At 37.0% G+C, this 16,233-nt stretch carries 14 protein-coding genes; 10 read left to right on the top strand and 4 right to left on the bottom strand.

What is annotated here, in order from left to right:
- Window positions 1-246 (bottom strand): excisionase, encoded by a 246-nt coding sequence (locus AC2IOM_RS16345; RefSeq protein WP_138633595.1) that lies wholly within the window; start codon window positions 244-246, stop codon window positions 1-3.
- Window positions 247-1,113: 867 nt separating this feature from the next.
- The gene (locus AC2IOM_RS16340; RefSeq protein ID WP_486360450.1) at window positions 1,114-2,019 is read right to left on the bottom strand and encodes a LysR family transcriptional regulator; all 906 of its coding nucleotides are present in this window, start codon (window positions 2,017-2,019) and stop codon (window positions 1,114-1,116) included.
- Window positions 2,020-2,125: 106 nt separating this feature from the next.
- Between AC2IOM_RS16340 and AC2IOM_RS16335 the strand changes: the two genes are divergently transcribed.
- The 3 genes from AC2IOM_RS16335 (at window position 2,126) to AC2IOM_RS16325 (ending at window position 4,947) form a co-directional block, all read left to right on the top strand.
- Window positions 2,126-3,289, top strand: coding sequence for an alanine racemase (locus AC2IOM_RS16335; RefSeq protein ID WP_486360449.1), 1,164 nt, complete (start codon window positions 2,126-2,128; stop codon window positions 3,287-3,289).
- Window positions 3,290-4,210 (top strand): ornithine cyclodeaminase family protein, encoded by a 921-nt coding sequence (locus AC2IOM_RS16330; protein WP_486360448.1) that lies wholly within the window; start codon window positions 3,290-3,292, stop codon window positions 4,208-4,210.
- Between the two features lie 302 nt (window positions 4,211-4,512).
- Window positions 4,513-4,947 carry a hypothetical protein gene (locus AC2IOM_RS16325; RefSeq protein WP_486360447.1) on the top strand — a complete coding sequence of 145 codons (435 nt, stop codon included), beginning with the start codon at window positions 4,513-4,515 and terminating at the stop codon, window positions 4,945-4,947.
- A 277-nt stretch (window positions 4,948-5,224) separates the two neighbouring features.
- Here AC2IOM_RS16325 and AC2IOM_RS16320 read toward each other — a convergent pair whose 3' ends face one another.
- Window positions 5,225-5,440, bottom strand: a complete 216-nt coding sequence (locus tag AC2IOM_RS16320; RefSeq protein WP_486360446.1) for a hypothetical protein — start codon at window positions 5,438-5,440, stop codon at window positions 5,225-5,227.
- A gap of 468 nt (window positions 5,441-5,908) precedes the next feature.
- Window positions 5,909-6,649 carry a hypothetical protein gene (locus AC2IOM_RS16315; protein WP_486360445.1) on the bottom strand — a complete coding sequence of 247 codons (741 nt, stop codon included), beginning with the start codon at window positions 6,647-6,649 and terminating at the stop codon, window positions 5,909-5,911.
- Between the two features lie 448 nt (window positions 6,650-7,097).
- Between AC2IOM_RS16315 and AC2IOM_RS16310 the strand changes: the two genes are divergently transcribed.
- From AC2IOM_RS16310 to AC2IOM_RS16280, 7 genes are all read left to right on the top strand, one after another.
- Window positions 7,098-7,304, top strand: coding sequence for a hypothetical protein (locus tag AC2IOM_RS16310; protein ID WP_486360444.1), 207 nt, complete (start codon window positions 7,098-7,100; stop codon window positions 7,302-7,304).
- A 402-nt stretch (window positions 7,305-7,706) separates the two neighbouring features.
- Window positions 7,707-8,147, top strand: a complete 441-nt coding sequence (locus tag AC2IOM_RS16305) for a type 2 periplasmic-binding domain-containing protein (protein WP_486360443.1) — start codon at window positions 7,707-7,709, stop codon at window positions 8,145-8,147.
- Window positions 8,148-8,158: 11 nt separating this feature from the next.
- Complete coding sequence (locus tag AC2IOM_RS16300) at window positions 8,159-9,295, top strand: porin (protein WP_486360442.1); 1,137 nt, start codon at window positions 8,159-8,161, stop codon at window positions 9,293-9,295.
- Window positions 9,296-9,588: 293 nt separating this feature from the next.
- Entirely contained in the window at window positions 9,589-11,658 is a 2,070-nt protein-coding gene (locus tag AC2IOM_RS16295) for a two-component system response regulator (RefSeq protein ID WP_486360441.1), read from the top strand.
- A 21-nt stretch (window positions 11,659-11,679) separates the two neighbouring features.
- Window positions 11,680-12,600 (top strand): diguanylate cyclase, encoded by a 921-nt coding sequence (locus AC2IOM_RS16290; protein ID WP_486360440.1) that lies wholly within the window; start codon window positions 11,680-11,682, stop codon window positions 12,598-12,600.
- Between the two features lie 87 nt (window positions 12,601-12,687).
- A complete protein-coding gene (locus AC2IOM_RS16285; protein WP_486360439.1) occupies window positions 12,688-13,956 on the top strand; it encodes an ABC transporter substrate-binding protein in 1,269 nt (422 codons plus the stop codon).
- A 9-nt stretch (window positions 13,957-13,965) separates the two neighbouring features.
- Entirely contained in the window at window positions 13,966-16,224 is a 2,259-nt protein-coding gene (locus tag AC2IOM_RS16280; protein WP_486360438.1) for an ATP-binding protein, read from the top strand.
- The last annotated feature ends 9 nt before the right edge of the window (window positions 16,225-16,233 follow it).

Raw genomic sequence — 16,233 nt, 5'->3', positions numbered from 1 at the left:
CTATCCTAAAAGTTGTTGTAATTTTTGGCTTATTTTATTGCGTTCATCTATGGTTTTTAGCTTGGGCTTCAACTCAACAACCTTATTGATATACTTGGCATTTCTAAAAACTTTATATTTGCCGCCATGTTTTTCTGGGGTCGGAAAAATTAAACCTTTTTGGCACCAGCGGCGAACTGTTTGTGCACAGTAAGCATCGCCGTAATTTAAATGCCACCAAGTTTTTAGATCTACTAAGTTATTCAAGTTTTGTACTCCAAGTAATTAATTTCCCCTATTAGAAAATAATTTTCGAAATGTACAAAACTTCGATTAAGCAAAAAAATAATATCTTTTTCTAATTAAAACAGTGCAATAGGAGAAAGGTTTCATTTATTTTGCTTTTTTTATAAAAAATATTTTTAGTATTGAATACTGTTTGGCTAAATAATGAGCATAATTTAATGGTTGTGATTTATGTGGGAAGTCAAAAATAGCATTAAAGTTAATAAGGATTGACGTTAGCCATTCAATTGAAGAAGTTTGAGCTGAATCTGTTTGCCAGATTCGAGTTTTAGAATGAGTTAAATTTGGTGGTCAATAGCAGGCAAAAGCGGATCGTCACGCTTGATTCGTTTCTGCCCCAAAACGTGTTTAGGCTAAGTACTCAAAAGAGCGAATAGCGGTCATTAGAAAATTATTTTTCAACACTGATTTTATGTTCGGTTGCTATGTGTTTCTCCTATATTCAGGAAAACGACCCATTTGGTCGTTTTTACCCTTTTCATAATTTCTATAATGATCAAAAGTTTATCTGTAGCAACAAGTTAGTTAGTGTGGTAGAACTGGTACAATGATGAAAATGACCCGCAGGTCGGTATTTTTGCTAGTCGATGCCTTTGGAAATGCAATGGATTCAGGGTCAGCTCGAATGACAGTTGTTGGCAGAGCCTTAGGCTCTAAATTGTTTATGTCTATTTTCGTTTCAGCCTTTTCGGGCTAAAACATTTCTGCCCCGAAACAACTTAGAGCAAAAGCTCTCTAGTTGTGCTGATGGGGCTGTTTAACTTACATAATCTAATACAAAACTGATATTAATTTACTCTGATTATTCTACATCCAGTACCAACTATCTTATCTCCATGGCATTGGTGTAATCCGATCTTTCAGTAATGAAATAAAACCTGAAATTCGAGCTGACCGCTCTTTATCTGGACTACTTAATAGCGCCACTATATTGGCATTGGGGAGCGAATAGGTAGGTAACAGACGCACTAAATCACCATTATTAATTTGAGGTTGAACATCCCATTCAGAACGCATAATAATCCCGAATCCTGATATCGCCCAATCTTTGACCACTCTACCTTCGTTACTTGCTAGTGTAGGTGTAATTCTGACGATGTCAGGACGGCCATTCTCGTCTTCAAATTGCCATAACGTTACATCTTCATTATTTTCTCGAAGTGCGATGCATTCATGCCTAGTCAATTCATTTGGCGTTGTGGGGCATCCTTGTCTTTCGATATATTTGGGTGATGCACAGATAAAGCGTTGATTTGACGCCAGTGTGATCATTTTGAGAGATGAATCATTTAATTCGCCGATATAGATAATAATATCCCACTTATGATGTTTGGCCCAATTAGGGTTATCAGAGAGTTCAAGTTCAACATCTAATTGAGGATGCATGGCTTTATACTCACCAAGCAAAGGGGCTATATAGTCGTTACCAAACCCTAGTGGAGCCAGAACTCTTAGCTTGCCACAAACTTGTTCTTTTCTTTCGTTAATCTGCTCTTGCAAGTCGTCTAAACCTTGGAGGATCAAACGTCCTTTGTTGAGTAAAAGTTGACCTTCTTCGGTCAGGGTAACGATTCTGGATGGTCGCTGAATTAATTTTACCGCTAGCTTCTTTTCAATATGCTGAAGCCGAAGTGTGACTGATGGAGGTGTGATATTCAGTGCTCTGGCGGCTTCAGCCAGTGTACGGTTTTCAGCTATTGTCACAATAAACTTCAAATCTTCTGTAGTAACCATTTGGTTTAAACCTAATCTATAAGTTAATAATTGTTAATGTACGGGAAAATCTAATTAGTGGATACTAGAATGTGATACTTGGATCTAATCGCTGAGGTAAGAAAACATGTCTAGCTTGAATCAAGCTTCTACGTTGATGGCTCAATATGAAAAAATTGACACGCCATTTATGTATGTTGATAAGTGTACATTTCTCAAAAACCTGACCCGAATGAGAAGTAAAATAAAATCACAAGGGGCAAGATTGAGACCGCATTTCAAAACGCTTCGCTCACTTGAAGCGGCTCAATACTTATTACCAGAACACTCTGCTCCTGTTACCGTTTCGACGGTGAAAGAAGCGGAGGAACTCGCTGGTATCGGGTATAACAACATCGTTTATGCGGTCGGTATTTCAGCTCAAAAGTTACACAGAATATCTGAACTCATTTCGAATGGAATTGATATTACTGTACTGCTGGATAGTGTGGAGCAAGCCATCGAACTCAATACGTTTTGTATAGAAAATCAGTGTTCTATTGCTGCTTTGATCGAGGTGGACTGTGACGGACATAGAGGTGGCGTGTCTCCTGAAGACCCTAAGTTATTAGATATTGCCCAGTTGTTGTGTGGTGGAAAGACCCAGTTTGCGGGAATACTTTGTCATGCAGGGGAGTCATATCACTGTTTTGACCCCCTCTCATTACAAAATAGTGCTGCCAATGAGGTTAGGGCTGCATTAGAAGCTGTTGATATTTTGAAACAGCATGACATCACCTGTGAGATTGTCAGTATAGGCTCCACACCAACGGCACACCATTATCAGGACCTTACGGGTATTACAGAGGTAAGAGCTGGAGTTTATTCCTTTTTTGACTTGGTTATGGCTGGAATCGGTGTTTGTCAGTATAGCGATATTGCTGCCAGCGTTGTTGCAACCGTCATTGGGCATAACAAAGCAAAAGGTTGGGTATTAATTGATGCTGGCTGGATGGCGTTATCAGCAGATCGTGGCACGGCTAACCAGCCAACTGATTGCGGATATGGCTTAGTGACGAAAAATCGCGGTGCCCCAATTTCTAATGTGCAAGTTACAAGTGTCAATCAGGAGCACGGTATTCTTGAAGCCGTAAATGGTGAAAGCATCGACTTTTCTGATTTTCCAATTGGTAGTCGTATACATGTGTTGCCTAACCATGCCTGTGCCATGGCATCAATGCACCAGCAATACCATGTGTTTGATATTAAAAATGATACTTATGAAACTTGGAACCGAGTTCAGGGGTGGTAAATGATTTATCTGAGTGAGCAACAAACAGCGCAGCTTATTTCTCATGAACTTGCTTATGATGCTGTAAAAGAAGCATTTATAGCGGCAGTGAGTGACGAAGCAACACTGTTTCCTGTCGTTAATGCTGCTGGTTCGCAAGACGGCTCCATCTTTTCTTTAAAGTCAGCTTGTACATCCAACTTCGTCGGTTGGAAAACAGGGACATATTGGCCCAATAATCGCGAATTAGATATACCATGCCATGGAACGACTGTTTTTTTAATAAAGCCAGATACAGGTGAATTGCAGGCAGCAATTGCAGCAAGTAAGGTAAATGCCTATCGAACGGCTGCTGCTGATGCTGTAGCTGCTGATTACCTAGCTCGAAAAGATTCAAAGATTCTGGCTGTATTTGGCACTGGACATCAAGCTGAATTCGAGGTCTTAGCAATTTGTGACATTCGTAAGATTGAAAAAGTTTTGGTCGTAGGCCGAAGCAACACAGAAGTATTTGTTGAAAAATTAAAGCAACAGGGTATTAATGCGGAAAGTGCCAGTGCACAAACTGCTTGTGATCAAGCTGATATTATTGTAACCGCGACAACAGCCCAATCGCCTTTATTTGATGCCCAATGGGTAAAGGGTGGAACCCATATTTCTGCTATGGGGGCGGATAAAGTTGGTAAGCAAGAGCTACCACCAGAACTTTATAATACGGCAAGGCTATTTTGCGACTATAAAATGCAATCGGTTGCTATAGGGGAGTTTCAACATACGGTAAATCCACTCGTTACTGAGATTGGTCAAGTCATAACGGGAAATGCTACAGGGAGAAAAACGGATAAAGAAATCACCGTTTTTGATAGCTCTGGCATTGCCATTCAGGATCTATTTGTCGCAGCAAAACTATTAGATTTGGTCGATAGAAAGGCTGCTGAATAATTTAGTCTGTCAAGTTGTGTTCAAATACTAAAAGTGACTTTGCCATACCTAAAGTAATTCATGAAAAGCTACATTAGCAAAGTCACTAGCAAACTTTTGTTCAAAAATGAGTTAAATTGAACTCCCGTCATTTGGGTTTTATTAATAATCTGACGAAATAGCGAAACGACACAAAGCGGTATCTAATAGAAGCAATTCGCTGAGCTTAATCGTAATTTTGTTCGATTTTAGTCGTTGAAAACTTGTAATCACCATGCAAAATGCAGAGCTTAATTTTGTGTGCCTAAATATCGGGGATTACTATGTTATTACTAAAAATTACAGGTATATGGCTGTTAATGGTGGTTGCTGCGATAGTTAATGGAACGCTTAGAGAGTTTTTTTTGAACAAATATTTATCACCTGAAATAGCATTGCCGTTAAGTGGTTTAATTTTATCTGTATTGATAATAGTGATTTCATTAAAACTCTTAGTGTTTGTTAAAGGTGAAAGTTCCACAACTTACCTATGTGTGGGTACTTTTTGGATAACATTAACATTAACATTAACATTAACATTAACATTAACATTGCTGCTTGAGTATGGATTAGGTTTTTCTCAAGAGTTAACTTTATCAGAGATTAATGAAGTCTTTAGTGTGCATCAAGGGAATCTCTTCTCACTCGTTTTATTGGTCACATTGTTTTCACCTATTGTAGTTGCTCGATTAAACGGTTATAGCGTTGACAACAAATAACTAAGATGTTTGGCAGATACAAAATGATATACATGTTTTGTAGCCAGCCTCGCTGTAATTTAGCAATTTTGTATTTTACACACTGGATTTGGTGTTTGACTGTTTGCAGTACGCGCCTTTGATTGAGTACATTTACTTAAATATAACAATTTAAATTTTGATTTATTTAGGTATAGATACTTTTTAGCTGCCTATATTAGCAAGGTCATGAAAACTGATTTATAGTGAGTATTTACAAGTTAATCTCAACTCTAAGGTAAGGAACCTTTTTGATTGTTTATTTCAAATCATTTAAGTTTGATTGGTCGGCTATTACATATGGTTTGAATTCTTTGTGAGTAATGATTTTTTTACCTAGTTCGTCTTTTGCAGTCCACTGTGTATTTTCTCTTAAGAAGGTACGGTTCGCATGAGATTTTGATTTATTTACTAACTCCAGATGGTAGTCCAGTTCGTTATCTTCCCTAAAATTTACTGTGTCTCGGTCATTCATTGGTTTTGCCCTTTTCTAAAATCTTACAATATTAGTATAAACAACATCTTTTTTTAATTGCTCTTATGGTTTTTGGGTAACAACGTGTTGTAGTTTTTAAGAGTACTTGGTTAGATAATTCTATGAATTATTATTGCGCAAGATATAACACTTAGGTCAGTAATTAATATTATTGGTGAGACGGTGATAGATTAATTAACATGATGTCAGGGTGTCATGGTAAGCTATTGAATCAATGGTGGTTTTCTGTTTTTTGTCATTTATTTTAACTTGCGTTCTTGTTTGCTTTATGTACTTTTACCAATAAATAGTGGGGGTGAAAGTCAATCGGAGTGTATATACGAAGTATATCTTTCAAAGGTAAGAGTTTGAGTGCAGCAGCTTGATAGAGAAAGCACCAGATTTTAACAATCAGAGTTCGTGGGCTATGCAAATAAAACGCTAGCCCAGCATAGCCCAATTACTTTATTAAATTTTAAAAGTAATGTTTTCAATTTTACGCGTTTGCTCCGCACGTATCTGACTTGAATCAGCAAATTCACTTGAAATGTTTCCGAGTTTGTATCTGTTGATTATCACGTCCAATTCACAGTTCTTAACGCTACTTAAATTTACGTTTTCCAACAACTTCAGAGTATGTAAATTAATGGTAAAACTGCTTTTATTTTCGAACTGTCTGCTCGCGGAACCGCTGGTAGTGCCGCCGTTATTGTTGTCACAAATATAGTTGAGGATAAATTCATTTTTGCTACCAACATCAATCCCGTCAAGTAATACGTTGACAGACTGATTATATCTAATTTCTGAATTACTGTTTGGGGCTAAAATTTTAAAGTTCAATGGTAACTCGACTGTAGAACTTGCGTTTTGCGCATCGCTTCTTATTAATTCAACTTTAAATTCTGCACTCTCTTCAGAGCCGCTGAACCTACCTTCATAATCGATATCGAGAATATCAGTGTCTTCCTCTAGTTGAATTCGTTTGTTATGTACCTCAGCGTAAATTTTATCACCATTTGACAGGCGAACATTTGAGCCAAAACTATTGCCAGAGTTTAGTTCTGCGTTCACCTTTGTTCTTTCGCCATTTGAACTAACTAAAATTTCTGCTTGGATAGCTTTTGTTTTTAATAAATCAGAATCTGTGTCGCTTGTGCAGCCCGTAGCTAATATTCCTAGGGCGAGAATGCTAATACCCGTTTTTTTCATCGTCGTAGTTTCGTTAAAGAAAATAAATTAAAAATATATTCTAAATCCCGAAATGCCTAAAACAAGTACGCGAATGTAGGGATTTGTAGTGTTTTGTAAGGTTAGGCTCATATTCTAAAGTCGGAACTTAATGATAGTGTGACTTGAAATTAGTAATTTGATGAACTTAATTTAGTTTTTAACTCTGGTTTGAATATAGTTGCACTGGAATTTATTCTCATCTGTATTGCAACATTTTTTTGGTTAGATGCTCCAAATTTTGACTACATTCATTCAGTTTCTGACCTAAACTCACTAAGATAATTATTGTAGTGTTGATTCTCTTGTGAAATAGACTATCGATGCTTTGAGATATCCGACTGATGAAACTTCGAAAGCACGTATATTTGTGGCTATGTTTAAGTAATCTGAAATTATTTTTTAACTATTCTGATACCCCTGGTGAAAAATGGGAAAATTGAGTAAGCAAGAGAATAATCTTAAAGCTTTGAAAGATAAGTTTGTAATTGGGTTAGATGAACTAATGCCGCCGAAATTTATATCTGAACATTCAAAGTTTGAAAATATAGACAACCTGATTGAAGCAAGCGGAGTTGTGATCGATTCTAAAGGAGATAAGACGAATTTCGATGATGAATGGGATAAATTTATCTGAAATAACACATCATTCGACTCATGGGAAAAAATGTATAACGCCGCAGGTGTTACATATATTGTAGAGGTTGTGTTAAATAAAAAATAGCAAAAGTTAAAACGCTGTCTATACTTGATGTGAGTTTGGATCAAGGAGATCAAACTCGTTCTTTAAGCACCACCCCAAATAAAGGACTTTGCTAAGTCCTTTCCTTTTATCCGCCCAATTAAGATAAGCGCTCGATATCTATGCTTAATAGAGAGTAACGGTGTTCACTTTTTACCTGTAAATTGTTGTTATTTATAGCCTCCGTCTAGATTATTATTCTCTTCAATTTCTTGAAATCAAATAAATAGAGGACTACTTTTTAAATACGTTGTGCCCCGAGCATGACAAATAGCGCAGCAATTATAAGGATTAACTATGTTATTACCTTCACCCAAAAAAACGTGGAAAGTTGTTTGTGTAGTATCCACATTGACAATAATGAACATGTCACATGCAATAGCTGATGTGGCTGTTGTTGTCCACCCAACAAATGATTCAACTTTTGATGAGGGCACTATTAAGAAAATATTTTTAGGTAAAACTAAAAGTTATACAAATGGCCGCTCTGCAATTTTAATCAGCCCTAGCAACACTGATATTGCGGTGGAAGAGTTTAATTCAAAAGTGCTTGGCAAATCGAATAGCCAGGTTAAAGCTTACTGGTCAAAAATTTTGTTTACCGGCAAAGGAACTCCGCCTCAAGAGATGGACTCAAATGGGGCCGTCATTTCATCTGTAGCATCAAACCCTGATGCAATCGGATACGTTGATGCGAGCGCCGTAACAAGCGATGTTAAAGTCGTGGCAACATTCTGAGGAGAGATAAAATGAAAAAGCTTTCACTAGTAGCATTAGCACTGCTTGTTTTTTTCTCTCAATCAGCAAATGCAGAGCTAAAAATAAGTGGCTACGGATCTATTATCGCAGGTAAAACCCTCGGTACAGTCAATGACCCTCTTAACCCTGGACAAAAGCGAGATGAAATCCTCACCGCTGATTTTTATGATGTTGGTCAGTATAATAATGATCTCACATTTAAAGCTGAGTCTATTCTCGCAGTACAGGGTACTTATCGGTTCAATAATAAGCTATCCTTTACAGCTCAATTGGTTGCGAAAGGAGTAGACGATTTCAAACCTGAATTTGATTGGTATTATGTTACTTATCAAGCCAATGAAGATTGGACTTTCATGGCGGGACGACGAAATATACCGATGTACTATTTCTCAGAGTTTGCAGAAGTAGGTTACGCATACCCTTGGATGCGTCCACCTTCAAACCTTTACTGGTGGCAAGTAACGCAGTTCGATGGCGCCCATGCTATGTATAGCTTCGAAATCGGTGATTATTCAAATACTATTACAGCATTTTATGGTAATGAATATTCAGACGATAATGTTGAAATGCTGTATTACGATAAGCTATATGGTGGCACAGCACGGACAGTTAATGAATATTGGACAGATATTGCAGGCTTCAACTGGAATATGTCAGGTGATTTCTTTGACCTTCGTTTTGTTTACTTCCAAAATGACAGGGATAGAGAAACCATTCAACAAGATGGCAGCATTAGCCCTTATACACCTTTTTCTCAACAATTTATTGGCTTTGGTGGCCAGGTTAATATAAGTGACTTTACCATTCTTTTTGATATGAACTATGTTGAATATGATGATGCAGTTGGAACTGAATTTCCTACATATCTTATTTCTGTGGTTTACAACATTGATGAATTCCAACCTTATGTTTCTTATTCCAAAGCAGATCATGAACGTTCAAATGTTCCTACGGAAGATTTAGAAGAGCATTATATGTTGAGTTATGGTTTGAGGTATGATTTTTATTCAAATGTTGCATTTAAAGTACAATACGACACATTCGTAGATCAGGGAGATAAAGCAACAGGTTGGGCTTATCATGGTGATTCTAGAACGATTAGTATGGGCATAGATTTTGTTTTCTAATCAAGTCTAAAAGGGCTGAGAAAGCCCTTTTTCATACAATAAATTTCAAAATCGTATACTAACCAATTCCATTACTTGAATTATCTGAGAAAATAAACGTATCTAATTTTTTATTACTATATCTTTCTAAATCAAGCATAAACAGAGCTTACATATTTAACCTTAAAACGGTTCCTTCTTTCTTTTTTAGCGCCTTTTCACGAATAAATTTTAACTCTTTGCATAAGTTTTAATTAGTTTTATTGATTAACTTCTACTATTTTTTATTTTGGGATAGGTTTGAGGACATGATAATGGAAATAAATTGTCGTATTTTTATCATTGATGATGAGGAGATTAACACACTGCAACTTGAGCATATATTGCAAGAGTGCGGTGAGGTTTTGTCTTGTAATAATAGCTCTAAGGCACTTTCTACAATAGATGCTTTCCGTCCAGATGTTATTGTTTTAGATATTGAAATGCCTGAGGTAAACGGATTCGATATCTTAAAAGAACTTAGACAGAAAGACTATTTCAATGACCTTCGTATTATTGTAATCACTTCACATAGTGATATTGAAATAGAAGAAAAGGCGTTATCACTAGGCGCCATAGATTTTATCTCTAAACCGCTTAATCTCACGTTATGTCGTATGCGAATAGAAAATCATGTCAATTTTAAACGGCAAGAAAACATGCTTTACGAAGCGCAATCCTCACTTCAGTCTGAAAAAGAGCATCTAAGAATTACGCTTGATTCAATTGCCGACGGTGTAATTTCAACAGATGACAAAGCGCGTATTAACTATATGAACCCAGTAGCGCAAAGGCTAACAGGATGGCCACTCGTAGCCGCTAAAGGGAAGCACATCGAAGAAGTGATGACACTGAATGATGCAAGTACAGGAATTCAGTCTCTCAATCCGTTAGTAATGGCTTTACAAGAGAACAGACCTGTTGCAATGGCAATTAATACACAACTAACAAGTAGGCAAGGTATTACCCACCGAGTTGAAGATAGTGCCGCGCCAATATTAAACAATAATGATGAGCAATGTGGTGCAGTGATGGTGTTTCAAGACGTGAGTGAAACGATGGCTATGGCGGTTCAAATGACATACTTATCGCACCACGACCAGCTGACCGCGTTGCCCAATAGAGTTTTGTTACATGACCGTCTAACTCAAGCTATAACACGAGCGGCTTTCAGTGAGAACAAGCTCAGTTTAATGTTATTAGACCTCGATAAATTTAAATACATTAATGATGCGCTTGGGCACCATGTTGGAGATGAGATAATAGCCCATGTAGGACACAGTCTGGATAAGTTTGCTTGCAACGATATTACGGTAGCGCGAGTGGGAGGGGATGAATTTGCATTAGTAGTGCCGCATACTTCAACTTTATCTAATGTTGAGCCTTTAATAGAGCAAGTGCTTAACGTAATAGGCACACCATTTAGAATCGCAGATGAGCAACATGTATTAAGTGCCAGTGTTGGGATAAGTGTATACCCTGATGATGCCAAGAGTGTTGAAGAAATGTTGAGGCATGCAGATTCTGCAATGTACAAAGCAAAACATGAAGCATCGAACAGTTATTGTTACTTTAATGACGAATTGCAACTAGCGATGAATGAACGCTTAAGAATTGGCAACTTGCTCAGAAAAGCATTAGATGAAAATACGCTTGAAGTTTATTTTCAACCCAAAAAGGATTTAGGTACAAATGAAACTGTTGGGTATGAAAGTCTGGTTCGCTTAATCGATGAAGAAAGTAATTGTATATCACCGCTACAATTTATTGAGTATGCTGAGGAAACAGGTTTGATTTACCGATTAGGAGAACAAGTATTAGAGAAAAGCTGTGTTATCGCGAAAAAATGGTTAGATGCGGGGTGTCCCAAGCAAGTAGCGGTGAATATCTCTGCCAAACAGTTTTCTGATTCCTCCTTAGTCGAATTGGTAGCATCAATTTTAGAAAGAACAAAGTTACCAAGTCGTTACCTTGAACTAGAAATAACGGAGTCAGCATTAATCGATTGCTATGAGCAAACGGTAACACAACTCAACTCTATATCTAAAATGGGTATAAGCATTGCGCTTGATGATTTTGGTACGGGTTACTCGAGTCTCTCGTATTTAAGGCTTTTCCCTTTGAATGTGTTGAAGATTGACCAATCTTTTGTGAGAGACATGTTGAATGACTCACAGGCACTAGACATTGTTTCTACAATTGTTGAACTTGCGAAAACGCTCAATTTAAAAATAGTTGCAGAAGGGATTGAAACAATAGAGCAAAAACAGAAGTTGCAATCATTAGGTTGCTTGATAGGGCAAGGATATTTATTAGGAAAACCTGAACCTTTCAATAAAAATTAATAAACATTCATTAGGTTTAATATGCTTCTAGACATAAAACCGTTTTCAGATTGTAAAGTGCTTATTGTCGATGATGATGATTTGATTAGATTATCATTAACTACTTTGCTGAAAGAAGAGTTTCAGGTCGACTCAGTGAATAGTGGTGAAGCTGTTTTAGATTATTGTGTGAAGGAGATACCCGATCTATTGTTATTGGATGTAAATTTACCAGGCATATCAGGGTTGGAAGTATGTGAGAAGCTTAAGCAGGTTCCTGCTCTTAGATATATTCCAGTAGTATTCATCACATCCTCCACGGAGGAATCATTACAAGACAAGTGTTGGGAAGTAGGTGCATCAGATTTCATATTTAAACCAATAGTCGCGTCTACTTTAGTTCATCGAACTAAAAATCATCTCACCAATAAATTACATTTAGAAAAGCTGTTTGAGTATTCTCTGAAAGAGCCTTTAACAGGTCTATACAATCGCTACTATTTAATGGAAGAAGTAAAAAATGTACTAGCACAATCGATAAGAGAAAAAAGGTCATTTTCGCTACTTATGATAGATATTGATAATTTTAAATTGTATAACGATCATTTTGGTCATCTTAAAGGGGATGAGTGCCTTGTAGCTATTGCAAACTTAATCAAGGGCGAACTAAAAAGACCACATGATGTTGCAGTTAGGTTCGGTGGGGATGAGTTTTTAGTTGTGTTGCCTTATACGGATTATACCGGGGTTACGAAAATTTGTGAAAACTTAAAGGCTAAGTTACTAGATTGTTTACTCCCCCATCCACTATCACCCCATAAAGCAGTAACTTTAAGTATTGGTGGTGTACTATTTGAAAAGTTTTGTTTCTTATCTTTAGAATCTATGATGTCACTTGCTGATGAAAGCTTATACCAAGCAAAAGAGTCAGGTAGAAACTGCGTTATTATCACTAAAATCTAATCTATTTCATAAAGTTGCCTATATTTCTTATATTTTTTAAGCTCCTTGTTCTACACTCTAAATTCAATTCTCATGTACGGTGTAGAAATGGAAAGTTCATTTAATAGAAGAAAGTTTCTCAAGACAGTTGGGGTTGGAGCAGCGGTAACGTCTTTAGGGTTTAAAGCACCATATGTTTTAGCAAAAAAACAAGTGACACTCCGAGTGATGGGTACCCATGTCACCCTACAAGAAGAGCTTAGACAAAGAGCGATGCGAGAATTAGGCATCAATCTAGAATTCACCCCAATGGGAAGTGCTGCGGTACTTCAAAAGGCGGCTGCTGACCCTAACTCTTTCGATTTGTATGAGCAATGGTCAGATTCCATAAATATTTTGTGGCAAGCAGATGCTATTAAGCCGCTAGATATTAACCGAATTGTGTATTGGAATGAGATAAACTCGCTGACAAAAACTGGGAAAATCGCTCCCGAAGCTAAGATTGGATCTGGTGACTCGCCAAATAAATTACTGTTTGTTCAACCGGATGGAACCCTAGGTAATAAGTCGAGCACTAAGATAAGCTTTTTACCGTATGTTCACAACGTAGATTCGTTTGGCTACAACACGAAATTTTTAGACAAAGGGGTCCCGTACAAAACAGAATCGTGGGCTTGGTTATTAGATGAAAAAAATAGGGGAAAAGTCGCATTAGTAAATGCACCAACCATTGGCATATTTGATGCCGCACTGGCTGCTCAAGGTGCGGATCTTATGAAGTTTAACGATATTGGTAATATGTCAATAAATGAAATTGATTCACTTTTTAGTATATTGCTTGCAAAGAAAAGGGAAGGGCATTTTTCAGGGTTCTGGACATCGGTCCCGCAGTCAGTCGATTTTATGAAATCTAATCGAGTGCATATTCAGAGTATGTTTTCTCCAGGTGTCAGTGCATGTAGAGGGAGTGGCATACCTGTTGTATATGCTTCTCCCAAGGAAGGTTATCGAGCTTGGCACGGCGTTATGTGCATGTCTAAAAACGTAACAGGCTATGTGGAAGAAGCGGCATATAAATACATGAACTGGTGGTTATCAGGATATCCTGGAGCATTTATTGCTAGACAGGGGTATTACATATCGAATCCCGAAAGAAGTCAGCCACTAATGTCTATTCCTGAGTGGGATTATTGGTATAACGGTAAAGAAGCCACAATAGAGTTAAAAGGAACGGATGGAAAAGTGTCTGTTCACCCAGGAGAAACAAGAGATGGAGGCAGTTATATTAAGCGCTTTTCAAATATTGCAGTATGGAATACTGTTATGAACAATTATGACTACAGTCTTGATAAGTGGTACGAGCTGCTAAATTCATAGGGTAATGAATTGTTCAATAAAATAGTAAGTTCAATTGCTTCAAAAATAACACTGGCATTAGTGGTAGTGTTTGCGATCCTCGTTATAAGTTATTTTATTATGTCGCAACGTTTGAATAGCATTGAAAAATCTGTACAAAGTACTGCAGAGATAAGTCATTACTCGCTTGAAATATTGAAGATAAGTAAAGATATTGTTGAACTACAGCGTGATATTAATGTTTACGGTGTATCTGGAAGTGCTAGTATTTTCGATAAAATCAAAGAAAACTTTTTAAGTATTGAAACCAGGTTGAATTCTATCGCCAGCGGTAAAATACACCCATCTGAGCAGATGTATATCGATGCAATGTTGGAGCTTATTGTTAGGTATAAAAGTAATTTGCCCACGTTTCATAAACGGCATGAAATAAGAGAAAGTTTACTTGAGAAAGCGCTTCCAAATACATATTTTAATGGGGTTAATTTATTGAATAGCCTTAAAGCGGTTGCAATTACGCCTACTGAGAAACAATACTCTTTAGAGCTAATAGATAAATGGCATTCCCTACATCATGATGCGCTTCTTTATTTAAATAAAAAAGATTATTCAAAAAGACAAAATGTAGAAAATATTTTTAAACTATTATCTAAGCTAAATTATGCTGTCAGTAATGATGGATTTAATGAAAAGCTGGACCAGGTTTCAAATATTTCTACGCAATATGCAAAAGTTTTTCGTAAAAGTATTCAAGCGAATCGAAATTATCTCACTTTGGTTAATGTTGTTATGTCGGGTGACTCTATAGAGTTTAGTTCCCTGGCTAATAGGTTAAGGGAATCATCACTCCAACGCTTATCGAAAATTAAGCTGCAAAGCGAAAAAAATATTAATGAGGCAGAGTCTATATTATCGATCTTAAGTATTGGAATTTTCTGTTATCTGGTGCTGCTAGCCATCTTTATCCAATCACACGTTTCTTTTGCATTAAAACGACTTACCAATAGTTTTTCCAGTTTTTTAAAAGGTGACTTTAGCGCACCTATTGAAGACCTTAATCGACGAGATGAAATAGGCCAACTTGCACTCGCTGCAGATCGGTTTAGGCATCTAAGTAAAGCTTTAAACGATGCCAAACTTGAAGCAGAACGTGTATCCAAAGTTAAGTCAGAGTTTCTAGCTAATATGAGTCATGAAATTAGAACGCCTATGAATGGTATTCTCGGCATGGCGAGGCAGTTGGAACGCACCCCTTTAACTTCAGAGCAATCAAGCATGTTAAACATCATCCAATCTTCAGGTGATAGTCTGCTTGTGATTATTAACGACATCCTAGACTTGAGTAAAATCGAGGCATCTAAAATAGAGTTGGAGCATACTGTTGTTGATTTAACGCTTTTGTTAAACGAATTGGAACAACTCTTTGTTCATCAAGCATTAGATAAAGGCATTCAGTTGTTTGTTTCTAAGTCGGAAGACACTGAGGTGTTGTTCTACGCTGACAAAACAAGGCTTAAACAGGTATTAATTAATTTATTAGGGAATGCAATCAAATTTACGGAAGTTGGTAGCGTTTCCTTAAATGTACATATTCATGAAAAAAACAATGAATTAGTACTTTCTTTCAGCGTATCTGATACAGGTATTGGTATATCTGAAGATAATATTAAAGACCTGTTTGAAGCATTTTCACAAGCAGATACATCAATTACTAGGCGTTTCGGAGGTACCGGACTGGGATTAACTATTTCAAGCAAGTTACTCAATTTAATGGATGCACCACTTCGGGTTAAAAGCGAGTTAGGAAAGGGAACGCAGTTTTACTTTGATTTTAAAACAAAACGCGCAAAGAGTATTGAAAGAGCTGAAATTAGTACTGATGATATTACGTTAGATTTGAACTTGTCCCACCTTAGTGTATTAGTTGTTGAAGATAATGAGATAAACCAAATTGTAATCGAAGCATTGTTAAAGGAATTCAATATTACCGACATAACAATTGCAAGTGATGGTGTAGAGGCAATTGAAGAGTGTAAGTTTAACGCGTTTGATATCGTATTAATGGATATGCAGATGCCCATAATGGGAGGAGAAGAAGCCGCTCAGCATATCAGGAAAATGATAAATCATGTCGATACGCCAATTATTGCACTTACAGCAAATGTCTTGAAGGAAGATAGGCAACGTTGTTTTGATTCTGGGATGGATGATTTTGTTTCAAAACCTATAAATTTCGATAGCTTAAAGGCTGTACTGACTAAGTGGTCGAATAAAGCTAATACAAATTAACTGGGTTGG

The organism is Pseudoalteromonas sp. NS-SX12 (assembly GCF_057367955.1).
Note: the sequence above shows the minus strand (reverse complement) of the source record. Positions and strands in the feature narration are given on the sequence as shown.